The sequence below is a fragment of the Halomonas saccharevitans genome, from assembly GCF_032333995.1.
GTDB lineage: Bacteria > Pseudomonadota > Gammaproteobacteria > Pseudomonadales > Halomonadaceae > Halomonas > Halomonas saccharevitans.
The window spans coordinates 157,042-181,987 of the sequence record NZ_JAVXUR010000003.1 but is presented as its reverse complement, the minus strand read 5'-3'; the positions used below and the strand labels follow the sequence as shown (position 1 = coordinate 181,987).

The window sequence follows — 24,946 nt, the reverse complement described above, 5'->3', positions numbered from 1 at the left end:
CGGGCTGCGAGGACCACTGCGCCCAGAGCGCGGCATCGACATCCGAACACGAGAGCACGCCATGAAACTTTTGGTCATCAACCCCAACATCTCCACCGACGTGACCCGCCTGATCGAGGCCGAGGCGCGGCGCAGCACCCGCCCCGGCACCGAGCTGACCATGGCCACCGCGCCCTTCGGCGTGGCCTACATCGAGACCCGGGCCGAGTCTCAGGTCGGCGGCTACGCGGCCATGCAAGTCGCCGCCGAGGCCCATGCCGACCACGACGCCGTAGTGGTCGCCGCCTTCGGCGACCCCGGGCTTGCCGCGCTGCGCGAGATCCTGCCGATCCCGGTGGTCGGCATGACCGAGGCCGCCCTGGTCACTGCCTGCCAGCAGGGCAGCCGCTTCTCGGTGATCGCCATCTCCCAGCGCATCCAGGCCTGGTACCGCGAGACCATCGCGGGCTACGGCCTCTCCGACCGGCTGGCCAGCATCCGCGCCCTGGACGAGCCGCTGGCCCACATCGGCCGCGTCCAGGAGGATCAGGGCGATCGCCTGGTGGCGCTGGCCGAGCGGGCGGTGGCCGACGATGGCGCCGACGTGCTGATACTCGCCGGCGCGCCGCTGGCGGGGCTCGCCCGCTCGGTGGCGCATCGCCTACCGGTGCCGGCACTGGACGGGGTGACCTGCGCCCTGCACCAGGCCCAGGCGATGGTCGATCTAGCCCCCACCGCGCCCCGCGGCGGCAGCTTCGCCGTGCCGCCCAGCAAGGACTGCCAGGGCCTGGGCGAGGCCCTCTCGCGACTGGTCGGCCGCCAGCCGCTGGCCACCACGCAGGCCTGAGCACGTGCGGAGCAGGCCGCCGGGAACCCCCCGGCGGCCTTCCCGCCCCGCCGTGACGCGCCCTATACTGAGCACATTCGCCCGACGGGCTTCTTCCCGCTCACCGCTCCTGCCCCTCCAAGGAGGCCCTGCCCATGACCATGGACAGCGATGCCGTCCCCGCACCCGACATCGCCGACTCGCCGCCCGGCCGGCGCCGCATCCAGACCACCTCACTGGCCCAGGAGGCCTACGAGGTGCTGCAGCGCATGATCGTGCGCGGTGAGCTGGCCCCCGGCGAGCGCATCGCCGAGCCGGCGCTCTGCGAGCAGCTGGGCATCTCCCGCACGCCGCTGCGCGAGGCGCTGCGCATGCTGGCAAGCGACGGCCTGATCGCCACGCGGCGCAACCGTAATGCCGTGGTCACGCGGATCGACCCCCGCGAGCTCGAGCACCTGTTCGAGGTCGAGGCCGGCATCGAGAGCCTCGCCGTGAGCCTGGCCGCCGAGCGCATGACCAACACCGAGCTCAAGCAGCTGGAGGCCCTGCAGGAGCGCCTGGAGAAGCTCCACGAGAAGGGCGACCGGGACGGCTACTTCGCGCTCAACCAGCGGATCCATGCCCTGCTGGTGGCCGGCGCCAAGAACCCAGTGCTGGAGGAGACCCACCGACGGCTGCTCGGCCGCCTGGAGCGTGCCCGCTACCTGGCGCTGGAGCGCATCGGCCGCTGGCAGGAGTCCACCGACGAGCACCGCGCCATCCTCGAGGCCCTGAAGGCTCGCGACGGCGAGCGGGCGCGGCGCCTGCTCGCCGATCACGTCCAGCACACCGGCGAGTCGATCACCCAGATCAATCGCGACTGACGCCTCGCCTATTCCACAACCCTCCCCCACAGCGACGACACCCGCCTGTTGGCGGGTGTCGTCGTGTCGCGCAGTCGTGGCCTCAGCCTCAGCGGCGCTGGCTGTAGGGCAGCGCCATATGCCGGTTGACGTCCTTGTAGAGCAGGTAGCGGAAGGGCCCCGGGCCGCCCGCATAGCAGGCCTGCGGGCAGAAGGCGCGCAGCCACATGTAGTCGCCGGCCTCGACCTCGACCCACTGCTGGTTGAGGTGGTAGACCGCCTTGCCCTCGAGCACGTAGAGGCCGTGCTCCATGACGTGGGTCTCGTCGAAGGGGATCACGCCGCCGGGCTGGAAGGTGACGATGGTCACGTGCATGTCGTGGCGCAGGTCGTCCGGGTCGACGAAGCGGGTGGTGGCCCATACCTCGTTGCAGTCCGGCATCACCGTCGGCGCGATGTCGTTCTCGTTGACCACGAAGGCCTCGGGCACGTCGATGCCGTCGACGTACTCGTAGGCCTTGCGGATCCAATGGAAGCGCACCGGGGCGTCGGCCTCGTTGCGCAGCTGCCAGTCGCTGCCGGGCGGCAGGAAGGCGTAGCCGCCGGGCACCATGCGGTGCTTTTCGCCTTTGAGGGTCAGCGTCATCTCGCCGTCCACCACGAACAGTACACCCTCGGCACCGGCATCGGTCTCGGGACGCTCGCTGCCGCCGCCCGGGGAGACCTCCATGATGTACTGGGAGAAGGTCTCGGCGAAGCCGGAGAGCGGACGCGACAGCACCCACAGCCGGGTGTTCTCCCAGTGCGGCAGCTTGCTGGTGACGATGTCGCGATACACGCCCTTGGGGATGACCGCGAAGGCCTCGGTGAACATGGCGCGGTCGGTAGTCATCACCTTCTGGCTCGGGTGGCCGCCCTGGGGGGCATAGTACTGGTGAGAGGACCTACGCGGCTGACTCATGAAGTGGACTCCTGTTCGCTACTGGTCGGCGCGACGGCCTCGCCTTGCGGCAGGGTCACGCGGATGTCGATGGGGTACTCGTCGCAGTTGTTGCCCTCGCCGCCGCGATCGACCACCAGGAACTCGCCCTCGCGCTCGAGCACCGACTGGATGGCGTGCCAGGTACCGGCGCGGTAGTTGACGCCCTGACGGCCGTCGGTCACGAAGGCGCGCACCGCGGCGGGCTCGATGGCCTCGCCGGGCGGCGCCACCACCACGATGAAGCGCTCCTCGTGCATCGGCACGAAGGCCTGGCTGCCCTGGGGATGACGCTCGAGGAACGGCAGCTCGAGGGGCGCCTCGACCGGCTGGCTGACGAAGATGCTGATCAGCGTGTGGGCCTGCTCGCCGAGGGTCTCGACCCGGGCCAGGTCGTGGTAGCGCCGGGTGCGGCCGGCGTTGATGTGAAAGTAGTCAGACGTGCGCGTATCGATCACGTCGCCAAAGGGCGCGAAGGCCTCCGGGGTGAGGGGCTGGGCCTCGAGTTCAAGCATGACGGCTCCTGAAGAATGCAGGCCGGGGCGGGCGGCGAACCGCCTGCCCCGGCGCGGTGTATGACGCCGACTCAGGGCGCCGGGTGGTGATCGGCCCAGTGGCGGGCGATGTCCACGCGGCGGGTGACCCAGACGCGATCGTGGGCCTCGATGTGGTCGAGGAAGCGCTGCAGGGCGCGGAAGCGTCCGGGACGGCCGAGCAGCCGGCAGTGCATGCCCACGGAAAGCATCTTCGGGGTGTCCTCACCCTCGGCATAGAGCACGTCGAAGGCATCACGCAGGTAGGTAAAGAAGTGATCCGCGGTGTTGAACCCCTGGGGAGCGGCGAAGCGCATGTCGTTGGTGTCCAGGGTGTAGGGCACCACCAGGTGACTACGCTCCTGGCCCTGGCTGTCCGCCTCGCGGGTCCAGAACGGCAGGTCGTCGCCGTAGTAGTCGCTGTCGTAGAGGAAGTTGCCCTCGTCGAGCACCAGACGGCGCGTGTTGGGGCTGTCGCGGCCGGTGTACCAGCCCAGCGGCTTCTCGCCGTACAGCGACTGGAAGATCTCGATCGCCTTGCGCATGTGCTCGCGCTCGAGCTCTTCCGGGACGTTCTGGTAGTGGATCCAGCGATAGCCGTGGCAGGCGATCTCGTGCCCCAGCTCCTTGAAGGCGTGGGCCACCTCGGGGTTGCGCTCCAGCGCCATGGCCACGCCGAACACGGTCAGCGGCAGGCCGCGACGCTCGAACTCGCGCAGGATCCGCCACACGCCCGTGCGGGAACCGTACTCGTAGATCGACTCCATGCTCAGATGGCGATCGGGGAAGGAGGGTGCGCCGATGATCTCGGAGAGGAACTGCTCGGAGCCCTCGTCGCCATGCAGCACGCAGTTCTCGCCGCCCTCTTCGTAATTGAGCACGAACTGCACGGCGATGCGCGCCTTGCCGGGCCAGTTGGCCTGGGGCGGCGTGCGGCCATAGCCGATCAGGTCACGCGGATAGTCGCCTCGGATCGGTGAGGTCATGGCGTAGCTTCCTTCTTGTTAGAGGCCGGGTGTTAGGGCCGATTGTTAGGGGCTGGCTCGATGGCACATAGCGGCCATTTTGAGCAACACTAAATGTATACAATAAAAGGATAGAGTGTGCCCATTATAGTTGCAAGATCCCCACCTTCAGTCGGCGGTCAGCCGCATCAGCGCCAGGCTCTGGGCCAGGCCGGCGTCCAGGGAGTCGATCAGCCGGGTCCCGGGGGGCGCGGAGAGCTCCGCGGCCAGGCCGGCAAAGGCGGCGCCGCCAACGATGATCGCGTCGGGCGATAGCCGCGCCTGCTGATCGTCGACGGCCGCCTGGACCCGCTCGCGGGCGGCATCGCGCTCGGCCGGCAGGGACAGGTCGCCGATCTCCACCGGCGTGATGCCGAGGCAGTGGCGAGCGGCGCCCAGGTCGTGCAGCACGTCCTCGATCATCCGCGGCCAGCGGTGCCCCGGCGTCACGATCGCGAAGCGCGCGCCGAGCTGCAGCGCCGAGAGCACCGAGGCCTCGAGCAGTCCAACCACCGGCACCGAACTGATCTCGCGCACCGCCGCCACCCCCGGCTCGCCGAAGCAGGCCAGCAGCACGGCCTCATACTCCTGCGCGGCACGCGCCTCGAGGCTCGCCACCACGGCGGCGCCGGCCAGGGCACAGTCGCGCCGCGAGCCGATGTAGGCCACGCCCTGCTCGGCCGTCTCGGCATCCACCTCGACCGCCTCGCCGAGAAACGCCCTGGCCCGGGTGGCCATGGCGGCGGTCATGGCGGCATTGGTGTTGCCGTTGAGCATCAGCAGGCGCATCGCGTCTCCTCCGGTAAAGCTGAGGCGCGTCCCTCAGAATCCGTTTTTGTATACAAGAAATCAACCCCCGACCGAGAGGTAAGTGCCCCCCTCGTCTCACGCCACGCTGCCTGCCTCAGCGTCTCGCTCGGCAATAGCCGACCCTGACAGGAGCCGGTGGCAGGAGCGGCGAATCGTCATCACCATCATTGTATTCATTACACAATTAAAAATGTATGCATTTTGGCAGACAAGATATAGACGCTTAATTGTATACACAGAATGAGGTCACGAAATTTTCTCTAACTATTATTTATATTACTGATTTTAATGGGTTTATTGGACACACCTGCCACCCGATTCGGACTTGATTTGCCGATCTCGCCGTCCTATTTTGTGTACAAGAAACAAATTCCTTGTTCACAAGAATAACGACACAGCGAGAGACCCCATGCAGATTCGCGTCATCAACCCCAACACCACCCGCGGCATGACCGACACCATCGGTAGCGCCGCTCAGGGCATCGCCGCCCCCGGCACCGTTATCACCTCCACCCAGCCGGCGCACGGGCCGGTCTCCATCGAGAGTCACTTCGACGAGGCCATCAGCGCCGTCGGCGTGCTCGAAGAAGTGATGGCCGGCGAGCGCGACGGCGTGGATGCCTATATCATCGCCTGCTTCGGCGATCCGGGCCTGCTGGCCGCCCGCGAGCTGACCCGGGCCCCGGTGATCGGCATCGCCGAGGCGGCCTTCCACATGGCCACGCTGATCAGCACCCGCTTCTCGGTGGTCACCACCCTGGGCCGCACCGGCATCATCGCCGAGCACCTGCTCGAGCAGTACGGCTTCGGCCATCACTGCCGGCGGGTCCGCGCCGCCGAGATCCCGGTGCTCGACCTGGAAGACGACGGCGACGCCGCGCTCACCCGCATCATCGAAGAGGGCCGCCGCGCCCGGGACGAGGATGGCATCGGCGCCATCGTGCTGGGCTGCGGCGGCATGGCCGACCTCACCGACGAGATCAGCGAGGCCGTCGGCCTGCCGGTGGTCGAGGGCGTGACCGCGGCGGTCAAGCTCAGCGAGGCGCTGGTCGGCCTGGGACTCGGCACCAGCAAGGTGGGCGATCTCGCCTTCCCGCGCGCCAAGGCCTTCACCGGGCGCTTCGAGCACCTTTCCCACGGCGCCGGCCTGCGCTGACGCCGACGCTTGCATCGCCGGTCCCGCCGGTAGCGCACCGCAAGCGCCCCCGGCCCCCGAGCGGGTCGGACAACAACCACAACGACTGCAGCATCTTGCGAGGAGAGCACCATGACACTCTCGACTTCCCGCGCCGCCCCCGGCGATGATACCCGGGTGACCCACGACGCCTCCCACGACACCAAGGCCGCCGGCAGCGAATCGCTGGCCCCCCAGAAGACCCGCATCATGGGGCGCACCTCCTACCTGCTGGCCTGGTTCGGCGGTTGCGTCTCGATCGGCACCTTCACCATGGGCTCCAGCGTGGTCGGCACGCTGAACCTGCTGCAGGCGACCCTGGCGATCGCCATCGGCTGCTTCGTGATCGGCATCGCCCTGGCCCTGAACGGCGCCGCCGGCTACAAGTACGGCATCCCCTTCATGGTCCAGGCGCGCAGCGCCTTCGGCTTCGCCGGCACCCGCCTGCCGGGGCTGGTGCGCGCCGTGCCCGCCATCGTCTGGTACGGCTTCCAGAGCTGGATCGGCGCCGGCGCGCTGAACATGGTCTCGGCGACCCTGTTCGGCTTCGACAACCTGATCTTCTTCTTCATCACCTTCCAGTTCCTGCAGATCGCCCTGTCGGTGCTGGGCTTCCAGGGCATCAAGTGGCTGGAAAACATCGGCAGCGCCTTCATCCTGGCCTCGCTGGTCTACATGTTCTATAGCACCGTGCAGCGCTACGGCGACGAGCTCTCGGCCAGCATGCTGACCATGGAAGGCTCCTGGGGGATGCCCTTCTGGGGCGCCACCATGCTGTTCCTGGGCATCTACAGCACCATGATGCTCAACGTCAGCGACTACTCCCGCGAGCACAAGGAGGGCAGCGGCCCGGGCCTTCTGACAACCCTCTACGCCATGTCGATCCTGCCCTGCACCCTGTTCATGGGCCTGATCGGCTACATGGTCTCCGAGGCCACCGGCGTCGCCGACCCCGTCCAGGTGTTCGCCAACGCCGTGGACAACACCCCGCTGCTGATGACCACCCTGCTGTTCATCGCCTTCGCCCAGGTGACCACCAACGTGCTCAACAACGTGGTGCCGCCAACCTACGTGCTGATGGACGCCTTCAAGCTGAAGTTCCGCACCGCCACCGTGATCGTCGGCCTGCTGGCCTTCGCGACCTTCCCCTGGGAGCTGGTGCAGCCGGACTCCGCCGACGGCCTGCAGCTGTTCGTGCAGACCTACTCCGCCTTCCTCGGCCCGATCTTCGCCATCCTGGTAGTCGACTACTACCTGGTGCGCCGCCGCACCCTGGACCTCGGCAAGCTCTACGACGAGCAGGGGCCTTACCGCGGCGTCAACCCGGCGGCCCTGATCGCTACCGCCGTGGGCATCGCCGCCGCCCTCTCCTTCTCCTCCGTCTCCTGGTACGCCAGCCTGATTCCGGCCGGCCTCACCTACTACCTGCTGATGAAGCACTGGGCCCCCTGCCAGCGCTTCTGCCAGTGATGCGCCGAAAACGGCGATAGCGTCCCCTGCCGCCCGGCCCCTTCCCGACGGAAGGGGCCGGGATCACCACAAGACCACAAGGCCTCTCCCATGACGGACATGACGGACCAAGAGCTGGAGATCCAGCATCGCGACCCGAGCCTCTACAACGAGGACCTGGCCCCGATCAAGAAACGCGACCGCAACTGGGGCTGGTTCGAGATCTTCAACGTCTGGTCGAACGACATCCAGAGCCTGTTCGGCTACACCCTGGCGGCCTCGCTGTTCATCTCCTACGGCCTCAACGGCTGGGCGGTGATGGCGGCGATCATCCTGGCCGGCATCGTGGTGATGTGGCTGGTCAACCTGACCGGCAAGCCGAGCGTCAAGTACGGCATCCCCTTCCCGGTGATGATCCGCGCCAGCATGGGGGTACGCGGCGCCAACTTCCCGGCGATGCTGCGCGCCATCATCGGCATCTTCTGGTACGGGGTGCAGACCTACTTCGCCTCCACCGCGATGGCGCTGCTGCTCACCGCGCTGTTCGGCGATCCCGGCGGCCAGTTTCTCGGCATGTCGCTGATCGGCTGGCTCTCCTTCGTGATCGTCTGGGTCTTCCAGATCGCGCTGTTCTGGCAGGGCATCGAGAAGATCAAGCACTTCCTCAACTGGGCGGGACCACTGGTCTACGTGGTGATGGTGGCGCTGATGATCATCGTCTGGTTCCAGGCCGGCAGCGACCTGCTGCCCGCGGTGGGCACCATCTTCAGCGGCGAGAGCGAGTACCAGGGCAGTGCCATCGGTGCCTTCCTGGCCATCACCGGCACCATGATCGCCTACTTCGCCGCGGTAGTGATCAACTTCGGCGACTTCACCCGCTTCGTCAGGAGCGAGCGCGAGATGAAGCTTGGCAACCTGCTGGGCCTGCCGCTCAACGTCGCCTTCTTCTCGTTCATCGCGCTGATCATCACCGCCGGCACCCTGGCGCTGTTCGGCGAGACCCTGACCAATCCCTCGGACATCATCGAGCGGGTCGACTCGCTGCCGCTGACCATCATCGCCGCGATCACCTTCTTCGCCGCCACCGTGGGCATCAACCTGGTGGCCAACTTCATTCCGCCGGCCTATGACCTGGCCAACCTCTTCCCAAGCAAGATCAGCTTTCGCATCGGCGGCCTGATCACCGCCGGGGTGGCGTTCTTTGTCGGAGCGCTGTGGGTCTCGGTGATCAGCCAGATCGGCATCGCCGGTTTCGTCAACGCCCTGGGCGCCATCGTGGCTCCCTTCTACGGCATCATCGTGGTCGACTACTACCTGGTGAAGCACCAGCGCCTGAACATCCAGGACATGTTCTCCAGCGACCCCGACGGCGCCTACCACTACGTCAAGGGCTGGAACAAGCGGGCGCTGGCTGCCTTCGGCCTGGCCGCGCTGTTCTCGATCTCCTCGGTGTGGGTGCCGGCCCTGGAAGCGCTGGGCGGCTACGCCTGGCTGATCGGGGCGGCCCTGGGCGGCGCCTTCTACTTCCTGCTGATGCATACCCAGCGAGAGCCGATCGCCGCTCACTCCTGAGCCCGTCGTAGCGGGTCCCGCCCTTCCCGGCCCCACAACGCGACGCGCCCCGTGCCGATGGCACGGGGCGCGTCGTCGTTCGCGGGGCAAGGAGCGGCGCTAGCCGGAGAAGATCTCGAACAGGTCCGGCGCCTCGTCCTCCTCGACGTGGATCGACAGCGAGGCCTCGATGGCCTTCAGGTGCCGGCCCATGAAGGCCTCGGCACGCTCGCCGTTGCCGGCCTCGAGATAACCGATCAGGTCGTCGTGGTCGTGGGACTCGCAGCCCAGGTGGCCGGCGTTGCCGTAGACGGCGAGGATCAGCGAGGAGCGCGAGCAGAGCCCCTCGACGAAGCCGGCCAGGGTGGCGTTGCCCGAGATGCTCGCCAGGCGCGTATGGAAATCCGCCGAGAGCCGGATCGCCGTGCTCTGCTCGCCGGCTCTCAGGGCCTGGCGCTCGCGCATGGCCATGTCGCGCAGCGCGATCGCATCCTCGTCGGTGATGCGCCTGGCGATCTCGGGCATCAGGCCGCACTCGACCATCAGCCGCGCATCGAAGACGTCCTTGGCCTCGTCGGCGGTAGGCCGCGTCACGCTGGCCCCGCGGCGCGGCGTCAGGGTCACCAGGTGTTCCAGGGCCAGGCGCTGCAGGATCTTGCGAATCCCGGTGCGGCTGACACCGAACACCTCGGCCAGGGCGTCCTCGCGAAGGCGCGCCCCGGGCTTGAGGCGATGCTCGATGATCGCATCGCTGATAGACTGGTAGATCGCCTCGTGACGCTTGGTGCCGTCGCCGTTCTTGCCGGAGCGACCGCCGCCGTCGCTGGACTTGCCCTCGGCAACGAACTGACGCTGGTTCATGGACGCTACGCCTCCGTGAAAAACCCGATATTCCAGTCATTGTATACGCTTTTCGGTCCCCAACACGACAGCCGCCCGCCAAAATGGCGGGCGGCTGTCAACGTCGGAATGGCGCGACCTCAGCTCACGGGGTCCAGGCGGCCACCTCGGCACGCTCCGCATCGGTCATCTGGGTGATGTTGCCCAGCGGCATGTAGCCGCTCGCCACCACCTGCCGGACCTGATCGATCTGGCGCAGCAGCTGCTCCTCGGTCTCGAGGATCACCCCGGCCGGTGCCGCGGCGAAGCCGGCATGCTCAGGCGCCTGGGCGTGACAGCTCACGCAGCGCTGCTCGATGATCTCGTGCACCTCGCTGAGCGAGCTCGATGCGGCCAGCACCCGCTCCTCGTCGTTCGCCGAGGAGGACACGGAGTGAGCGGCAGCCACGTTGTCGTTGCCGGTCGGTGCACCGACCCAGATCGCCACCAGGATCAGCGCGACGCCCGCGGCCGGATAGGCCGGCTGGATCGAGCCCGCGTGCATCAGCACGAAGAACTGGCGGATCAGCGCGCCGGCGAAGATGAACAGCGCCATGATCACCCAGGAGAGCTCATGGGTGTAGGTGAAGGAGTAGTGGTTGCTGAGCATCAGCAGCACTACCGGCAGCGTGAAGTAGGTGTTGTGAACCGAACGCTGCTTACCGCGCTTGCCGTCGATCGGGTTCGGGGTCTCGCCGGCCTTCATCGCCTTCACCATGCGGCGCTGGCCCGGGATGATCCAGAAGAAGACGTTGGCCGACATGGCGGTGGCCATCACTGCACCGGTGAGCAGGAAGGCGGCGCGGCCGGCGAAGATCTGGGTGCTCAGGTAGGCGACCACCACCATCATCACCGCCACGGCCAGACTCAGGATGCCGTCGCGTTCCATGTTGGGGCTGATGCGCTTGCACAGCTCGTTGTAGACCACCCAGCCCGACAGCAGGAAGAGCAGCGCCACGGCGTTGGCCTGCCAGCCGGTCAGCTCGGCGGCCCAGGCCCAGTCGCTGCCCGGGTTGACCAGATAGAAGCCGGGGTTGGTCATGTAGAGCAGCACGAACAGGCCGAAACCGGAGAGCCAGGTGGTATAGGCCTTCCAGAACGACCAGTGCAGATCGGCGGGCAGCTTGGCCGGGGCACTGGCGTACTTCTGGTTGTGGTAGAAGCCGCCGCCGTGCACGGCCCACATCTCGCCGAATACGCCCTTCTTCTTGTCCTCGTCCGCCTTGGGCGGTCGCAGGCCGTTGTCCAGCATCACGAAGTAGATGGACTCGCCGATCCAAGCGACGGCGGCGATCACATGCAACCACCGTAGCAGGAGGTTGGCAAAGTCCAGTAGATACGCTTGCATGAGTCAGCTCTCGTCTTGTGCGTTGTTAGTCATCGCCCGGGCAGGGGGAGACCCGGGCAGGCGGCGCCGAGTGGGCTCAGCTGCCGCGATAGGTGGAGTAGCTGTAGGGCGATACCAGCAGCGGCACGTGATAGTGCTGGGAGGCGTCGGCGACGCCGAAGCGCAGCGGAATCACGTCGAGAAAGCGCGGGGTGTCGCCGGCCAGGCCCTGGCGATCGAGGTATTCACCGGCGTGGAAGACCAGCTCGTATTCACCCGTCGTGAGGGCCTCGCCCTCCAGGATCGGCGCGTCGCAACGGCCGTCGTCGTTGGTCACGACCTCGCCGATGCGGCTGCGGCTCTCGCCCTCGATGCGATAGACCTCGATGCGAATGCCCTGCCCCGGCCGGCCCTGTGCCGTGTCCAGCACGTGTGTGGTCAAGCGTCCCATGAGTCTCTCCTCTCCGCGATAGCCGGCTCCCATGGCGCGGGTGGCCGGCAAGCAAGTGAATGGTACTGCCGGGCGTCTTCCCCCGGATGGCGATACACACATTTTTAGCTCGAAAGGGAGTACATTTCAAAGCATTTTTTGTATACAGTCGAAGTCTGTCTTGCGAGACACGCATCACCACCCGCAACGGAGGTCACGGCATGAGCGACAACACCCTTTCTCCTCGCCCCAGCGAGCTCGATCAGGCGCGCTTTATCGAGCAGTACGGCGAGATCTACGAACACTCCCCCTGGGTGGCCGAGCTGGCCTGGCAGCAGGGGCTTGGCAGCGAACAGGACACCCCCCATGGCCTCGCCGAGGCCATGGGACGAGTGCTCGCCAGCGCCTCCCCAGAGCGCCAGCTCGAGGTGATCCGCGCCCACCCGGACCTGGCCGGCAAGGCGGCCATCGCCGGGGAGCTCACCGACGACTCCACTCGCGAGCAGGCCGGCGCCGGCCTGGACCAGTGCACGCCCGAGGAGATGGCGCGGTTCGAGCGCCTCAACGCCGCCTACAAGGAGAAGTTTGGCTTCCCCTTCGTGATGGCCGTCAAGGGCAATGACCGCCACGACATCCTGGCCGCCTTCGAGACGCGCCTGGAGAACGATCCGGCCGAGGAGCGCCGCACCGCGGTGGAGCAGATCAACCGCATCGCCCGCTTCCGCCTCGAGGCCCGCCTGGGCTGAATCCCAGGCGAATCGGCGTCCTCGGGGACAGCCGAGATCGCCCCTGCACATGCGAGCTGCCGGCCTGCCGGCAGCTCGCTTTTTATGCCGGCTCGGCGACCGGCGAGACTGGCCATGACCGCGATGAAAGCCGGCCGACGAGTCGCGAGCGCTCCTGAATGCCCGCGTATCGCCGCGTGTCGCCACCTCTCACCCCGCGACGATGCACCCTCCAGACACGAAGGCGCGGGCACCCGGCCAAGAATCGGCCGGGCGCCCGCGCTCTACTTCCGCTGAGTCGCTCGTCGCGTCGTTACTTCGATGCGCCGGCGATCTTGGCCGAGTGGCCATTGCCGTCGTCGACGGACTCGCCAGCCGCCGCGGCGGCCGCCTCGGCATCCGCCTTGGCGATCTCCTCGCGCTCTCGGGCCTCGTCAGACAGCGACTTCTTCGGCAGCACGATGTTGAGCACGAAGGCGGTGATCGCCGCCACCACGATGGGCGCGCCGCCGATCACGTTCTGCAGCATCGCCGGGAACTGCTCGATGGCCGACGGCACCGAGGAGATCCCCAGGCTCAGCGCCAGCGCCAGCCCGACGATGGTCATGTTGCGGGCGGAAAGCTCGTCTTTGATCAGCAGCTGGATGCCGGTCATGGTGATCATGCCGAACACCGTGATGGTGGCACCGCCGAGCACCGGGTAGGGAATGGTGGTCATGATGGCGCCGAACTTGGGACTGAGCCCTGCCGCGATCATGAACACCCCGGCGATGGCCAGTACCGAGCGGCTGATCACCTTGGTCATGGCCACGATGCCGACGTTCTGGCTGAAGGTGGAGGTCGGCAGGGCGCCGAAGAAGGAGCTCGCCGCGGTGGTCAGGCCGTTGCCCAGCAGGCCACCGGTCAGCTCCTTGGTCTTCAGCTCACGGTTCATGCCCGCCACGCTGGTGGCCGACAGGTCACCGATGGTCTGCACCGAGTTGATCACGCAGATCACCACCATGGAGACGATGGCCGCGGTGTGGAACTCCATCTCGAAAGGCATCACTTCCGGCACGGCGATCCAGCTGGCGTTGGCCACGGCCTCGAAGCTGACCATGCCCAGCGACAGCGACAGCAGGTAGCCGACCAGGATGCCGACGATGATCGCCGAGAGCTTGACCACGCCGCGCCCAAACTGCGAGGCCACCAACACGGTCAGCAGCGTGACGATGCCCACCATCCAGTTGAGCGGCTCGCCGAAGTTCGGCGCGTTGACGTTGCCGCTGCCGGCCATGTAGCGAATCGAGATGTCATAGAGCGACAGGCCGATCACCAGCACCACGGTGCCCGCGACGACCGGCGGGAACAGATGGCGGATGTACTGGATGAAGTAGCCCACCACCATCATGGTGATGCCGCCGATCAGCTGGGCGCCGAGGATGCCCTCGATACCGAACTGGCCGCCGACCGCGATCAGGGTCGGCACGTAGGCGAAGCCCACGCCGAAGATGGCCGGCAGGCGGGCACCGAACTTCCAGACGCCATAGAGATGGAACAGGGTGCAGATCCCCGAAGCCAGCACGGCGATCTGGATCAGCAGCAGTTTCTCTCCCGGGGTCGCCCCCACCACGCCGGCGATGATGATCGGCGGCGTGATGACGCCGGCAATCATCGCCAGCACGTGCTGCAGAGAGAGCGGCAGGGCCTTCACGAAGGGTGGCCTGCCGTGGAAATCGAAGATCGAGGTGTTCCTGGGATTGGTTGGCATGGTTGAACCACTGCTGTTGTTATGGGGAGGAGAGCGGTAATTGTTGTAGCCAGACAAGCTGCCACAGTGTCGTACGATTTGAAATGCAACTAAATACAAAGTCGTACACAACTGACAGCTCTTAAGGTATACATTTTTCCGCCGTCAGCAGGTCACGATGGCCCTCGGGCCTCGCCTGCGCGGGCTGACTTAGAGATGCCACTCCAGCTGGAGCATCAGGGCATCGGTATCCACGCCCGGCTTGTTCTGATTGCCGAACTTGTTGCGCCAGTACTCGTAGCCGGCGCCGACCCAGAGGGTGTTCTCCCCCATGCCGCCGAGTTGCCCCACGTCGAGCATCAGCGAGCTGCGCATCAGCTGCTCGGCCGCGGTCTCGGCACCGAAGTAGTCGTCGCCCTTCTCGCCGTTGAGGTTGTAGAAGCCCTGAAACTTCATCGGCAGCGCCCCCGCCTGGAACGGCAGGCCCCAGGCCAGGTTGAGCTGATAGTAGGGGTCGAAGCTGATGTCGGTCTCGTTGCCCGACGCCGCGCAGGCATCGAGGCCGCAGTGGTTCCACTCGTAGGAGTAGAGAAGGCTGAGGTCGAGAAAGCCCCTGGGCACATCGAACTTCAGGGTCGGGCCCAGCAGCAGCTGCCGCTTGCGCGGCGCGAAATTAGTGTTCTTGGTATTGAGATCGAAGCCGCCGCTCAGCGCCACGTCCTTCACCGGCCCGAAGGCGAGCGGCTCATCGAACACCTTGCCGACGTGCAGCTGGTGCCGATAGACCAGATAGGCCTCGGTGGCCCCCTCGTCGCTGTTGCGGGCCGGATCGGCGCTGTCGGACTGCAGCAGGTCGAGGTTGAAGAAGTTCTGGCCCAGCGAATAACCGCTCGCGTGGGTGAGCTGCAGGACGTGCTTGGCGACGTCATCGGAGTTTCCAGGTTCCTGGAACTGGGTGCCGTAGCGATAGCCGATGGAGGTATCGCTCCAGGTGGCGGCCTGAGCCGTGACGGACGCGACGGCGAGACACAGGGCCGCACCCGCGGCCAACGGCGTAGAAGAGCTGAGGGACATGGGAAGCATCTCCGGTTGTTGGTGTTATACCGAGACCGTTCCGTGCCGACGCGAATCCAAAGATGTCGCCATCGGCCGGACAACATGGCCAACATTACCTAACAACTTTGTATACTGGAAATGATTTCCGTTAAATACATAAACGGGACACATCCCTGAGGTAGGGCGGCCGGCCGGCGCCTGCCGATGAGACGGCCGCGTGGGACCATCGCCGTGATCCGAAGGGGCGACCGCCGGGAAGAGGGACCTACACTGAGAGGACACCTGCCTGCCGGGAGCCCGCCATGTTTCGTGATCGCCGCGAGGCGGCCGAGCACCTCATCGACCGCCTCGCCTACCTGAAGACCGAGAACCCGCTGATACTGGCCATCCCCCGCGGCGCCGTGCCCATGGGGCGATGGATGGCCGATGCCCTGCACGGCGAACTGGACGTGGTGCTGGTGCGCAAGGTGGGCGCGCCGGGAAACCCGGAGTACGCCATCGGCGCGGTCGATGAGAACGGCCGCGTGGCACTCGAGCCCGCCGCCGAGCACTATCGTGAGGACGCGGTGAATCGTGAGGTGGAACACCAGCGCGGCCTGATCGAGGAGCGCCGCCGGCGCTATACCCCGGTGCGCTCGGCCATCGACCCCGGGGGGCGCATCGTGGTGGTGGTGGACGACGGCAGCGCCACCGGGGCGACCATGGCGGCCGCCCTTACCGCCCTGCGGGACCGCCGCCCGCGGCGGCTGATCGCCGCCCTGGGGGCGGCGCCACCCGAGACCGTGGCACGCCTCGAGTCGCTGGCCGATGAGGTGATCTGCCTGGAGACCTCCCGAGACTTTCGCGCCGTGGGGCAGTTCTTCGCCGACTTCGGCCAGGTGGAGGACGAGGAGGTGATCGCGCTGCTGGGACACGAACGCGACTGAGCCGTGGCGCGGGGGATCCGAGCCGCCGCAACAAAGGCAACGAAAGCGGGCCCCTCACGCAAACGGGCGCCACCCGCAGGTGGCGCCCGTGAAGCGTCGCATCGTCAGCTCCCCCTATCGGTGGCGCGAGAGCGGCAAGCGAAGGTGTGCCTTACTTGGTGGCCGGCGTGGCGGCCTTGAGGCCGTCCTCGGCGAGCTTCTGGCTCTCGCGAACGTATGCCTGGCCCAGGCTCATGATCTTCTCGGCATCGCCACGCAGTCGCTCGCCCATGTGCTGGCTGGCCTTCTGCTGGGTGTCCACGGCCTTCTTCAGGCCCTCGGCGTCACGCACGTCGAGCCAGCCGCGGGCCTGGGAGAGCCCCATGTCGGTCAGGGCCCGAACGGCGTCGAACTGGGCGGCGACCAGCTTCTCGGTGTAGTCGAGATTGAGGGCGCCGAGACGGCGGGCGGGTGCCACAAACGTGGACTCGAGCTGTTCGGTCGCCTGCTGGGTGGTTGCCTTGCTCATGTAACACCTCCATCGGTGGTGGACAGCGTGGGGGGCATTTGGCCCCGTGCTGCATTGCAACATAGCAGCCTGTTTTGTGCAGCGCAACATCCAACGATGCTCGATGCCCCAGGTCCCTGAACGGCACAGAACGACAACGCCCGGCCGAGGCCGGGCGTGGCGAGAGGCGGCGCGTGACACAAACGCCCTCAGCGGGAAACGAGAGCCCTCCGCGGGTGACGAGCGCCCCCCGCGGAACGGCAAGCGTCAGCGTAGAAAGACCGGCCCCTCAGCGATAGGCGCCCTCGATGTCGGTGACGCGCAGGGCCCGGCGCCCCAGGCCGTCGTGCAGGTCGAGCATGCGCTCGAGCCAGCCGTGCACCGGGTCGGCGTTGGAGACCAGGTCGGCGCTGGAGACGCAGCGCGCCCACATGAAGTTGCCGAAGACCAGGTAGTCGGCGCCGGCCGGGGCGTCGCCGTCGAGGAAATCGCTCTCGCCGAGCTGGGCGCGCAGCGGCTCCAGGGCGGCATCGAGCTGGGCGAGCCCCTTGGCCGGGGAGTGGAACTCCTCGAGGGTGCGGCCGAAGCGCTTCTCGCGGGTCTCGCGGAAGTAGGCGCGGTCGTCGGGATGGATCGCGTTGAGCAGGTCCATGATGATGGTGCGCAGCATGGCCGGGGCCATCACCCGCTCGGCGTAGTGCTTGAAGAAGCGTCCGCGCGCCGCGGCGAGCCCCTCGCCGAGCAGCGGCGCCTCGGGATAGGCGCGATCCAGGTAGCGCAGGATCTCGTAGCTGTCGGTGATCACCTCGTCGCCGTCGACCAGCACCGGTACCTTGTCATGCTCGGCGAAGGCCAGGGCCTCGGTGTCGTTGAAGCGCCAGGGCCGCGTCTGCACCTCGAGGCCCTTGTGGGCCAGGGCGTAGCGCACCCGCCAGCAGAAGGGCGAGAACCTCAGCTCCTCGTCAATGCCGCAGAGATCATAGAGCACCCGTGTCATGCCGCCTCCTCAGTGTCGTGTTCAGGGTCCTCGATAGTGCCAGCCTTTGCGGCCACCGCCAACGCCGCGCGCACGCGGTAATCCGGCGACAGCGAGTTGCCCATTAGTCTAACGCCGCGCCCACCTCGCGGCCTGGGCGAGACGCCCATGCGCGAGACAAACCATTGAATAGACAATCATTTCACGTGCCAAAAGCGAGGCTCACGGGGCCAGCCTTATTGGTCATACCAATGTTCCAACAGTAGTCAGGGCCGCGACTTGGGCTTAAGGTCGCAGCCACAACACGCCCCGAGCGGGCACCCAAGACTCCACCGTTCCCACGCGAAAGGAACTCCTCCATGAACGAAACCTTACTCGCGCTGCTCGCCTTCGTGCCTCTGGTGCTGGCCGGCGTGCTGCTGATTGGCCTGCGTATGGCCGCTAGGGTCGCCATGCCCATCGTCTTCGTGGTCACCGCGCTGATCGGCCTGCTCGCCTGGCAGATGAGCTTCACCCGGGTTTTGGCCTCGACCCTGCAGGGCCTGATGCTGACCGTGGCGATCCTGTGGATCATTTTCGGCGCCATCCTGCTGCTCAACACCCTCAAGCACTCCGGGGGCATCACCGCCATCCGCAACGGCTTCTCGGGCATCAGCCCGGACCGCCGCGTGCAGGCGATCATCGTCGCCTGGTTGTTCGGCTGCTTCATCGAGGGCGCCTCGGGCTTCGGTACCCCGGCCGCCGTGGCCGCGCCGCTGATGGTAGCGCTCGGCTTCCCGGCGCTGGCCGCCGTGGTGGTGGGCATGATGATCCAGTCCACGCCGGTCTCCTTCGGCGCCGTGGGCACGCCGATCGTGGTGGGGGTCACCGGTGGCCTGGATCGCGCTGGCATCACCGAGACCCTCGACGCCGGCGGCTCCAGCTGGCTTGAGTACTTCCGCCTGATCGCCGGTGAGGTCGCGGTGATTCACGCCATCGTCGGCGTGCTGATGCCGCTGATCATGGTGGTGATCATGGTGCGCTTCTTCGGCGCCAACCGCTCCTGGAAGGAGGGGCTCTCCATCACCCCCTTCGCGCTCTTCGCCGGCATTTCCTTCGTGGTGCCCTACGCCCTGGCCGGCGTGCTGCTGGGGCCGGAATTCCCGTCGATGATCGGCGCCATGGTGGGCCTGGCCATCGTCGTACCGGCGGCCCGTCGCGGCTTCCTGCTGCCCAAGGACACCTGGGACTTCCCGCCCTCCTCCGCCTGGCCGGATCAGTGGATCGGCAAGCTGGTGATCAAGACCGAAGACGTGGTGGGCAAGACCCCGATCACCACCTTCATGGGCTGGGTACCCTACGTGCTGCTGGCCGTCTTCCTGGTGGCCTCGCGCACCATCGAGCCGCTCAAGAGTGCGCTCACCTCCTTCGCCTTCGGCTGGAGCAACATCCTCGGCGAAGCCGGCGTCTCCGGCAGCATTCAGCCGTTCTACCTGCCCGGCGGCATCCTGCTGGCGGTGGTGCTGGTCACCGCCGTGCTGCACCGCATGCGCCTGGGTGAGCTCAAGGCGGCCTTCGGCGAATCCAGCCGCACCCTGCTGGGCGCCGGCTTCGTGCTGATCTTCACCATCCCCATGGTGCGCATCCTGATCAACTCGGGCGTCAACGGCGCCGACCTGGTCTCCATGCCGGTAGCCATGGCGCAGCTCGTCGCCAATGGAGTAGGCGATGTCTATCCGCTCTTCGCGCCGGCCGTGGGCGCCCTGGGGGCCTTCATCGCCGGGTCGAACACCGTCTCGAACCTGATGCTCTCCGACTTCCAGTTCAACGTCGCCCAGCAGCTCGGCGTCTCCACCGCCATGATGGTCGCCCTGCAGGCCGTGGGCGCCGCGGCGGGCAACATGATCGCCATCCACAACGTGGTTGCGGCCTCCGCTACCGTGGGCCTGCTCGGCCGCGAGGGTGAGACCATCCGCAAGACCATCCTGCCGACCCTCTACTACCTCGTCGCCGCCGGCGCGATCGGCCTGGTGGCCTTCTATGTGCTGGGCATCGGCGATCCGCTGCTGAGCCTGGGCTGATATCAGGCGAACCCGGCCACGCAGCAAACCGACGTGGCGCAAGACGCACCGCCCCCACGGCCCGGCCGTGGGGGCGGTGCTTTTTTGTGGGCGCTCTTTAAGCGTTCTTGTGAACGTTCTGTCGCTCGAGGCGCCCGACGCGGCCCCGCTACTCCCAGCCCTCCAGACGCATGGCCGAGCGCTCCAGCCGCTGCTCCTCCGCCTCGATCTCGCCCAGCTGCTCGCCGATGCTCGAGAGGTGCTCCAGGGCGGCGCGCCGGGCGAGCTCCGGCTTGCCCTCAACCACCGCGCGATACAGCCGGGCGTGCTGGCGATTGATCATCTCGCGGGACCGAGGGCGGTGATAGAGATTCTTCACCGAGGCGAACACCGAGCTCAGCAGCAGGTCCGTCAGGCTCTGGAGGGTATGGACCAGTACCGGATTGTGGGAGGCCTGGCAGATGGCCAGGTGGAAGCCGTGATCCAGGCGCGCCAGGCGCTCGGCATCGATCGTCTCGGCGCCCTCCGCGTAGTCGACCATCTCCTGGTAGCGGCGGGTGATCAGCACCCGGTCCGAGGCCGTGCCGCGGCTGGCCGCCAGGCTCGCCGACTCGCCCTCGAGCAGCGAGCGCACCTCCAGCAGGTCGAACAGGGTGCGCGGGTGATCGCGGAAGAGATGCATCAGCGGCGAGTCCAGCGGCGTCGCCACCAGCGAGGCGACCACCGAGCCCCGCCCCTGGCGGGTCTCGATGACGCCCTTGCTGCGCAGCGTCCTCAGCCCCTCACGCAGGGAGGCGCGCGACACCTGCAGGCGCTCGCTGAGCCGCCGCTCGGAAGGCAGCAGCTGGCCCGGACGGAACACGCCGTCGAGAATCAGCTCCTCGAGCCGGGCCGCGATGGCGTCGGGCGTGCGCGAGGTGATCCGCAGCTCTTCATGGTAACGGGGCATGATCGTGCTCTCCGGGGATGCCAGGGCGAGCCTCGAGGGTGTATTGTGGAAAAGCTTTCCACAATACAACTAACGACTGGTCTGACCAGCGAACCAGACGCTGGACACGCCCACCATTAAGGCACAGATTGGTGCCAAACAGGTCATGTGCCCGGCCCGGGTGGGCGATGGGCACGCAAGCGAGGAAGCCCCATGAACATCCTCTACGACGAGCGGCTCGACGGCGAGCTGGCCCCTACCGACAAGGCCGAGGTCCTGGCCGACCTGCAGCGCTCGGCGCCCGGCCTCACGCTGCTGCACCGCGAGGAGGACCTGCGTCCCTTCGAGTGCGACGGCCTCGCGGCCTATCGGGTGCTGCCGATGCTGGTGGCGCTGCCCGAGACCCTCGAGCAGGTCGAGACGCTGATGAAACGCTGCCGGGCGCTGGGCGTGCCGGTGGTCACCCGCGGCGCCGGCACCGGCCTCTCCGGCGGCGCGCTGCCGCTGGAGCAGGGCGTGCTGCTGGTGATGTCGCGCTTCAATCGCATCCTCGACGTCGACCCGGATGCCCGCATCGCCCGCCTCCAGCCGGGCGTGCGCAACCTGGCCATCTCGGAGGCGGCGGCGCCCTACGGCCTCTACTACGCCCCCGACCCTTCGTCGCAGATCGCCTGTTCGATCGGCGGCAACGTCGCCGAGAACGCCGGCGGCGTGCACTGCCTGAAGTATGGGCTGACCGTGCACAACGTGATGAAGGTGGAGGTGATCACCATCGAGGGCGAGCGCATGACGCTGGGCAGCGAGGCGCTGGACGCCCCCGGCCTCGACCTGCTGGCGCTGTTCACCGGCTCCGAGGGCATGCTCGGCGTGGTCACCGAGATCACCGTCAAGCTGCTGCCCAAGCCCGAGACCGCCAAGGTGCTGATGGCGAGCTTCGACGACGTCGAGAAGGCCGGCCGAGCGGTCGGCGACATCATCGCCGCGGGCATCATCCCCGGCGGGCTCGAGATGATGGACAAACTCGCCATCCGCGCCGCCGAGGATTTCGTCAAGGCCGGCTACCCCGTCGAGGCCGAGGCCATCCTGCTCTGCGAGCTCGACGGCGTGGAGGCCGACGTCGACGATGACTGCGCCACGGTGCGCGCGGTGCTCGAGAAGGCCGGCGCCACCGATATCCGCCAGGCCCGCGACGAGGCCGAGCGCGCGCTGTTCTGGGCAGGACGCAAGAACGCCTTCCCGGCGGTGGGGCGCATGTCGCCCGACTACTACTGCATGGACGGCACCATCCCCCGTCGCGAACTGCCGCGGGTGCTCAAGGGCATCGCCGAGCTCTCCGAGGCGTATGGCCTGCGCGTCGCCAACGTCTTCCACGCCGGCGACGGCAACATGCACCCGCTGATCCTCTTCGATGCCAACCGCGAAGGCGAGCTTGAGCAGGCCGAGGCCTTCGGCGGCAAGATCCTCGAGCTGTGCGTCGAGGCGGGCGGCTCGATCACCGGCGAGCATGGAGTGGGCCGCGAGAAGATCAACCAGATGTGCGCCCAGTTCGCGCCGAGCGAGCTGACCGTCTTCCATGCGGTGAAGGCCGCCTTCGATCCCGGCCGGCTGCTCAACCCTGGCAAGAACATCCCGACGCTGGCCCGCTGTGCCGAATTCGGCGCCATGCACGTCCATAACAACGAGCTCCCGCACCCCGAGCTGCCCCGATTCTGAGGATTTCCCATGGCCGAGACACGCCCCACATCGACCGATCAGGACATCAGCGAGGCGCTTGGCGAGCGCGTGCGCCGGGCCGCCGAGGCGGGCACCCCGCTGCGCATCGTCGGCGGTGACACCAAGGCCTTCTATGGTCGGCCCGTCGAGGGCGAGACGCTCTCGACCCGGGAACACCGCGGCATCACCTCCTACGACCCGGTAGAGCTGATCGTTTCGGTGCGCGCCGGTACGCGGCTGGCCGAGCTCGAGGCTGCCCTGGCCGAGCAGGGCCAGATGCTCGGCTGCGAGCCGCCCTACTTCGGCGCAAACGCCACCGTGGGCGGCATGGTCGCCACCGGCCTCTCCGGCCCGCGCCGCCCCTGGGCCGGCAGCGTGCGCGACTTCGTGCTGGGCATCCGCCTGATCACCCAGGACGGGCAGCAGCAGCGCTTCGGCGGCGAGGTGATGAAGAACGTCGCCGGCTATGACCTGTCGCGGCTGATGGTCGGCGCCCAGGGCACCCTGGGGCTGGTCACCGAGGTATCGCTCAAGGTGCTGCCACGCCCCGGCGCCCGCCACAGCCTGCGCCTGGAGATGCCCCGGGCCGAGGCCATGGCGAGGCTCGCCGAGTGGGGCCGCTCACCGCTACCCCTCACCGCCGCCGCCTGGCACGAGGGCGCCCTGCACCTGCGCCTGGAGGGCGGGCCGAGCTCGGTGGCCGCCACCCGCGAGCGGCTGGGCGGCGACGACCTGGACGACAGCTTCTGGGAAGCGCTGCGCGAGCAGCGCCTGGGCTTCTTCTCCCGCGATGACGCGCGCCCCCTGTGGCGCCTCTCGCTGCCCCACAACACCCCGTCGCTGGACCTGCCCGGCGTCGCCGAGGCGGACCTGCTCTACGACTGGGGCGGCACCCAGCGCTGGCTGCGCAGCGACCTAGACGCGGACATCCTGCGCGAAGCCTGTGCCCGCGCCGGCGGCCACGCGACCTGCCTCGGTGCCCGCGAGGGCGCGGGCCAGGCCGACCCCTTCATGCCACTGGAGCCCGTGGTGGAGAAGTACCACCGCGCCCTGAAGGCCCAGCTGGACCCGAAGGGCATCTTCAACCCTGGCCGACTCTACGCGGCGATCTGAGACCTGAAGGGGAAGCCCGAGATGCAGACGCACTTTACCGAGGAAGACCTCCAGAAGCCCCATATCCGCGAGGCCGACCGGGTCCTGCGCACTTGCGTGCACTGCGGCTTCTGCAACGCCACCTGCCCCACCTACCAGCTGCTGGGCGACGAGCGCGACGGCCCCCGCGGGCGCATCTACCTGATGAAGGAGATGCTCGAGAGCCGCGACGACGACCACCAGGTCACCGAGGAAACTCGGCTACACCTCGACCGCTGCCTCACCTGCCGCAACTGTGAGACCACCTGCCCCTCCGGAGTGGAGTACCACAAGCTGCTCGACATCGGCCGCGCCGAGATCGAGCGCCGGGTGCCGCGCCGGCCCGCCGACCGCGCCCTGCGCCTCGGGCTGCGCAAGGCGCTGGTCGAGCCCGGGCGCTTCAAGGCGCTGCTCAAGCTGGGCCAGACCTTCCGCCCGCTGGTGCCCGGCGCGCTGGCCAGCAAGATGCCGCCGGCCCCGGTGGATGCCGGCATGCGCCCCGAGGGCAAGCGCCACCCGCGCCAGATGCTGATCCTCGAGGGCTGCGTGCAGCCCGGCCTCTCGCCCAACACCAACGCCGCCACCGCCAGGGTGCTCGACCGCCTCGGCATCGGCCTGACGCCGGCGCCGGAGGCCGGTTGCTGCGGCGCCATCGACTACCACCTCAACGCCCAGGAGGCCGGGCGAGCGCGCATGCGCGCCAACATCGACGCCTGGTGGCCGCATATCGAACCGGCGAGCGGGGCCGGCGTGGAAGCCATCGTGCAGACGGCCAGCGGCTGCGGGGCGATGGTCAAGGAGTACGCCGAGGTGCTTGCCGACGACCCCGACTACGCCGAGAAGGCGACGCGCATCAGCGCCCTGACCAAGGATCTCGTGGAGGTGCTGCGGGATGAAGACCTCGCCACTCTGGAGGTGAAGGAGAGCCGGCGGCTCGCCTTCCACTGCCCCTGCACCCTGCAGCACGCGCAGAAGCTCAGCGGCGCCGTGGAGCAGGTGCTGCGCAGGCTCGGCTTCACCCTCACCCCCGTTCAGGACGCCCACCTCTGCTGCGGCTCGGCCGGCACCTACTCCGTCACCCAGCCGGCGCTCGCCACCGAGCTGCGCGACAACAAACTCGATGCGCTGGAGGCCGGTCACCCCGAGGTGATCGTCACGGCCAACATCGGTTGCCAGACCCACCTGGCCGGCGCCAACCGCACCCCGGTGCGCCACTGGATTGAAATCGTCGACGAGGCCCTGGCATGACGCATCGTCACCGCGCTCAAACATTCAGCTGCCAGACCCACCTGGCCGGCGCCAACCGCACCCCGGTGCGCCACTGGATCGAGATCGTCGACGAGGCCCTCGCATGACGCATCGTCACCGCGCTAACACATTCAGCTGCCAGACCCACCTGGCCGGCGCCAACCGCACCCCGGTGCGCCACTGGATCGAGATCGTCGACGAGGCC

General features: G+C 67.6%; 23 protein-coding genes. 11 read left to right on the top strand and 12 right to left on the bottom strand.

Annotation, left to right across the window (positions count from 1 at the left end; genetic code table 11):
• Positions 1-61 precede the first annotated feature (61 nt).
• Positions 62-826 carry an aspartate/glutamate racemase family protein gene (locus tag RSO68_RS08875; RefSeq protein WP_315586323.1) on the top strand — a complete coding sequence of 255 codons (765 nt, stop codon included), beginning with the start codon at positions 62-64 and terminating at the stop codon, positions 824-826.
• Between the two features lie 134 nt (positions 827-960).
• Positions 961-1,668, top strand: a complete 708-nt coding sequence (locus tag RSO68_RS08870; RefSeq protein WP_089846875.1) for a GntR family transcriptional regulator — start codon at positions 961-963, stop codon at positions 1,666-1,668.
• Between the two features lie 88 nt (positions 1,669-1,756).
• Here the strand turns inward: RSO68_RS08870 and RSO68_RS08865 are convergent, their stop codons facing one another.
• From RSO68_RS08865 to RSO68_RS08850, 4 genes are all read right to left on the bottom strand, one after another.
• Complete coding sequence (locus tag RSO68_RS08865; protein ID WP_315586322.1) at positions 1,757-2,608, bottom strand: bifunctional allantoicase/(S)-ureidoglycine aminohydrolase; 852 nt, start codon at positions 2,606-2,608, stop codon at positions 1,757-1,759.
• Positions 2,605-3,141, bottom strand: a complete 537-nt coding sequence (locus tag RSO68_RS08860; protein ID WP_089846879.1) for an ureidoglycolate lyase — start codon at positions 3,139-3,141, stop codon at positions 2,605-2,607. Before RSO68_RS08860 ends, RSO68_RS08865 begins: the two co-directional genes overlap by 4 nt.
• A gap of 71 nt (positions 3,142-3,212) precedes the next feature.
• Entirely contained in the window at positions 3,213-4,145 is a 933-nt protein-coding gene (gene puuE, locus RSO68_RS08855) for an allantoinase PuuE (protein ID WP_089846881.1), read from the bottom strand.
• A 147-nt stretch (positions 4,146-4,292) separates the two neighbouring features.
• On the bottom strand, positions 4,293-4,952 hold the full coding sequence (locus RSO68_RS08850; RefSeq protein ID WP_315586321.1) for an aspartate/glutamate racemase family protein: 660 nt from the start codon (positions 4,950-4,952) through the stop codon (positions 4,293-4,295).
• A gap of 430 nt (positions 4,953-5,382) precedes the next feature.
• Here RSO68_RS08850 and RSO68_RS08845 point away from each other — a divergent pair, with 430 nt between their 5' ends.
• The 3 genes from RSO68_RS08845 to RSO68_RS08835 all read left to right on the top strand — a co-directional run bounded on the left by RSO68_RS08845 (position 5,383) and on the right by RSO68_RS08835 (position 9,168).
• Positions 5,383-6,129, top strand: a complete 747-nt coding sequence (locus RSO68_RS08845) for an aspartate/glutamate racemase family protein (RefSeq protein WP_315586320.1) — start codon at positions 5,383-5,385, stop codon at positions 6,127-6,129.
• A gap of 111 nt (positions 6,130-6,240) precedes the next feature.
• Positions 6,241-7,617: an NCS1 family transporter gene (locus RSO68_RS08840; RefSeq protein ID WP_315586319.1), complete on the top strand. Its 1,377-nt coding sequence runs from the start codon at positions 6,241-6,243 to the stop codon at positions 7,615-7,617.
• Positions 7,618-7,716: 99 nt separating this feature from the next.
• Complete coding sequence (locus RSO68_RS08835) at positions 7,717-9,168, top strand: NCS1 family nucleobase:cation symporter-1 (RefSeq protein WP_315586318.1); 1,452 nt, start codon at positions 7,717-7,719, stop codon at positions 9,166-9,168.
• A gap of 99 nt (positions 9,169-9,267) precedes the next feature.
• Here the strand turns inward: RSO68_RS08835 and RSO68_RS08830 are convergent, their stop codons facing one another.
• From RSO68_RS08830 to uraH, 3 genes are all read right to left on the bottom strand, one after another.
• The gene (locus RSO68_RS08830) at positions 9,268-10,008 is read right to left on the bottom strand and encodes a GntR family transcriptional regulator (protein WP_089846889.1); all 741 of its coding nucleotides are present in this window, start codon (positions 10,006-10,008) and stop codon (positions 9,268-9,270) included.
• Between the two features lie 124 nt (positions 10,009-10,132).
• Complete coding sequence (locus tag RSO68_RS08825) at positions 10,133-11,374, bottom strand: urate hydroxylase PuuD (RefSeq protein ID WP_315586317.1); 1,242 nt, start codon at positions 11,372-11,374, stop codon at positions 10,133-10,135.
• Between the two features lie 76 nt (positions 11,375-11,450).
• Positions 11,451-11,804 (bottom strand): hydroxyisourate hydrolase, encoded by a 354-nt coding sequence (gene uraH, locus RSO68_RS08820; protein WP_089846892.1) that lies wholly within the window; start codon positions 11,802-11,804, stop codon positions 11,451-11,453.
• Positions 11,805-12,004: 200 nt separating this feature from the next.
• Between uraH and uraD the strand changes: the two genes are divergently transcribed.
• Positions 12,005-12,529 carry a 2-oxo-4-hydroxy-4-carboxy-5-ureidoimidazoline decarboxylase gene (gene uraD, locus RSO68_RS08815; protein ID WP_089846894.1) on the top strand — a complete coding sequence of 175 codons (525 nt, stop codon included), beginning with the start codon at positions 12,005-12,007 and terminating at the stop codon, positions 12,527-12,529.
• Between the two features lie 292 nt (positions 12,530-12,821).
• Here the strand turns inward: uraD and RSO68_RS08810 are convergent, their stop codons facing one another.
• Together RSO68_RS08810 and RSO68_RS08805 are read right to left on the bottom strand one after the other, a co-directional pair.
• Positions 12,822-14,258 carry a uracil-xanthine permease family protein gene (locus RSO68_RS08810; RefSeq protein ID WP_315586316.1) on the bottom strand — a complete coding sequence of 479 codons (1,437 nt, stop codon included), beginning with the start codon at positions 14,256-14,258 and terminating at the stop codon, positions 12,822-12,824.
• Positions 14,259-14,447: 189 nt separating this feature from the next.
• On the bottom strand, positions 14,448-15,311 hold the full coding sequence (locus RSO68_RS08805; RefSeq protein WP_315586315.1) for a hypothetical protein: 864 nt from the start codon (positions 15,309-15,311) through the stop codon (positions 14,448-14,450).
• A 284-nt stretch (positions 15,312-15,595) separates the two neighbouring features.
• Here RSO68_RS08805 and RSO68_RS08800 point away from each other — a divergent pair, with 284 nt between their 5' ends.
• A complete protein-coding gene (locus RSO68_RS08800) occupies positions 15,596-16,219 on the top strand; it encodes a phosphoribosyltransferase (RefSeq protein WP_315586314.1) in 624 nt (207 codons plus the stop codon).
• 151 nt (positions 16,220-16,370) lie between these two features.
• On the opposite strand, the gene RSO68_RS08795 is transcribed toward RSO68_RS08800, so the two are convergent.
• Both RSO68_RS08795 and RSO68_RS08790 read right to left on the bottom strand, forming a co-directional pair.
• Positions 16,371-16,727 carry a phasin family protein gene (locus RSO68_RS08795; RefSeq protein ID WP_089846901.1) on the bottom strand — a complete coding sequence of 119 codons (357 nt, stop codon included), beginning with the start codon at positions 16,725-16,727 and terminating at the stop codon, positions 16,371-16,373.
• A gap of 268 nt (positions 16,728-16,995) precedes the next feature.
• The gene (locus RSO68_RS08790; RefSeq protein ID WP_089846903.1) at positions 16,996-17,703 is read right to left on the bottom strand and encodes a glutathione S-transferase N-terminal domain-containing protein; all 708 of its coding nucleotides are present in this window, start codon (positions 17,701-17,703) and stop codon (positions 16,996-16,998) included.
• 338 nt (positions 17,704-18,041) lie between these two features.
• Here RSO68_RS08790 and RSO68_RS08785 point away from each other — a divergent pair, with 338 nt between their 5' ends.
• Positions 18,042-19,742, top strand: coding sequence for an L-lactate permease (locus tag RSO68_RS08785; RefSeq protein WP_089846905.1), 1,701 nt, complete (start codon positions 18,042-18,044; stop codon positions 19,740-19,742).
• A 148-nt stretch (positions 19,743-19,890) separates the two neighbouring features.
• Here RSO68_RS08785 and glcC read toward each other — a convergent pair whose 3' ends face one another.
• A complete protein-coding gene (gene glcC / locus RSO68_RS08780) occupies positions 19,891-20,670 on the bottom strand; it encodes a transcriptional regulator GlcC (protein WP_315586313.1) in 780 nt (259 codons plus the stop codon).
• Between the two features lie 192 nt (positions 20,671-20,862).
• Between glcC and glcD the strand changes: the two genes are divergently transcribed.
• From glcD to glcF, 3 genes are read left to right on the top strand one after another with little or no spacing between them, the layout of a single operon-like run.
• Positions 20,863-22,362, top strand: a complete 1,500-nt coding sequence (gene glcD / locus RSO68_RS08775; protein ID WP_315586312.1) for a glycolate oxidase subunit GlcD — start codon at positions 20,863-20,865, stop codon at positions 22,360-22,362.
• 9 nt (positions 22,363-22,371) lie between these two features.
• Positions 22,372-23,475 (top strand): glycolate oxidase subunit GlcE, encoded by a 1,104-nt coding sequence (glcE, locus tag RSO68_RS08770; RefSeq protein WP_089846911.1) that lies wholly within the window; start codon positions 22,372-22,374, stop codon positions 23,473-23,475.
• Between the two features lie 21 nt (positions 23,476-23,496).
• Complete coding sequence (glcF, locus tag RSO68_RS08765; RefSeq protein WP_315586311.1) at positions 23,497-24,741, top strand: glycolate oxidase subunit GlcF; 1,245 nt, start codon at positions 23,497-23,499, stop codon at positions 24,739-24,741.
• The last annotated feature ends 205 nt before the right edge of the window (positions 24,742-24,946 follow it).

Excerpts from the sequence above, each read along its gene's own strand:
- RSO68_RS08835 (WP_315586318.1), top strand. The coding sequence starts at position 7,717 with ATGACGGACCAAGAGCTGGAGATCCAGCATCGCGACCCGAGCCTCTAC.
- RSO68_RS08875 (WP_315586323.1), top strand. The coding sequence starts at position 62 with ATGAAACTTTTGGTCATCAACCCCAACATCTCCACCGACGTGACCCGC.
- RSO68_RS08850 (WP_315586321.1), bottom strand. The coding sequence starts at position 4,952 with ATGCGCCTGCTGATGCTCAACGGCAACACCAATGCCGCCATGACCGCC.
- RSO68_RS08830 (WP_089846889.1), bottom strand. The coding sequence starts at position 10,008 with ATGAACCAGCGTCAGTTCGTTGCCGAGGGCAAGTCCAGCGACGGCGGC.
- RSO68_RS08870 (WP_089846875.1), top strand. The coding sequence starts at position 961 with ATGACCATGGACAGCGATGCCGTCCCCGCACCCGACATCGCCGACTCG.
- glcE (WP_089846911.1), top strand. The coding sequence starts at position 22,372 with ATGGCCGAGACACGCCCCACATCGACCGATCAGGACATCAGCGAGGCG.
- RSO68_RS08825 (WP_315586317.1), bottom strand. The coding sequence starts at position 11,374 with ATGCAAGCGTATCTACTGGACTTTGCCAACCTCCTGCTACGGTGGTTG.
- glcD (WP_315586312.1), top strand. The coding sequence starts at position 20,863 with ATGAACATCCTCTACGACGAGCGGCTCGACGGCGAGCTGGCCCCTACC.
- RSO68_RS08840 (WP_315586319.1), top strand. The coding sequence starts at position 6,241 with ATGACACTCTCGACTTCCCGCGCCGCCCCCGGCGATGATACCCGGGTG.
- glcC (WP_315586313.1), bottom strand. The coding sequence starts at position 20,670 with ATGCCCCGTTACCATGAAGAGCTGCGGATCACCTCGCGCACGCCCGAC.
- glcF (WP_315586311.1), top strand. The coding sequence starts at position 23,497 with ATGCAGACGCACTTTACCGAGGAAGACCTCCAGAAGCCCCATATCCGC.
- RSO68_RS08800 (WP_315586314.1), top strand. The coding sequence starts at position 15,596 with ATGTTTCGTGATCGCCGCGAGGCGGCCGAGCACCTCATCGACCGCCTC.
- RSO68_RS08865 (WP_315586322.1), bottom strand. The coding sequence starts at position 2,608 with ATGAGTCAGCCGCGTAGGTCCTCTCACCAGTACTATGCCCCCCAGGGC.
- RSO68_RS08795 (WP_089846901.1), bottom strand. The coding sequence starts at position 16,727 with ATGAGCAAGGCAACCACCCAGCAGGCGACCGAACAGCTCGAGTCCACG.
- RSO68_RS08845 (WP_315586320.1), top strand. The coding sequence starts at position 5,383 with ATGCAGATTCGCGTCATCAACCCCAACACCACCCGCGGCATGACCGAC.
- RSO68_RS08805 (WP_315586315.1), bottom strand. The coding sequence starts at position 15,311 with ATGTCCCTCAGCTCTTCTACGCCGTTGGCCGCGGGTGCGGCCCTGTGT.
- RSO68_RS08810 (WP_315586316.1), bottom strand. The coding sequence starts at position 14,258 with ATGCCAACCAATCCCAGGAACACCTCGATCTTCGATTTCCACGGCAGG.
- RSO68_RS08785 (WP_089846905.1), top strand. The coding sequence starts at position 18,042 with ATGAACGAAACCTTACTCGCGCTGCTCGCCTTCGTGCCTCTGGTGCTG.
- uraH (WP_089846892.1), bottom strand. The coding sequence starts at position 11,804 with ATGGGACGCTTGACCACACACGTGCTGGACACGGCACAGGGCCGGCCG.
- RSO68_RS08860 (WP_089846879.1), bottom strand. The coding sequence starts at position 3,141 with ATGCTTGAACTCGAGGCCCAGCCCCTCACCCCGGAGGCCTTCGCGCCC.
- RSO68_RS08790 (WP_089846903.1), bottom strand. The coding sequence starts at position 17,703 with ATGACACGGGTGCTCTATGATCTCTGCGGCATTGACGAGGAGCTGAGG.
- puuE (WP_089846881.1), bottom strand. The coding sequence starts at position 4,145 with ATGACCTCACCGATCCGAGGCGACTATCCGCGTGACCTGATCGGCTAT.
- uraD (WP_089846894.1), top strand. The coding sequence starts at position 12,005 with ATGAGCGACAACACCCTTTCTCCTCGCCCCAGCGAGCTCGATCAGGCG.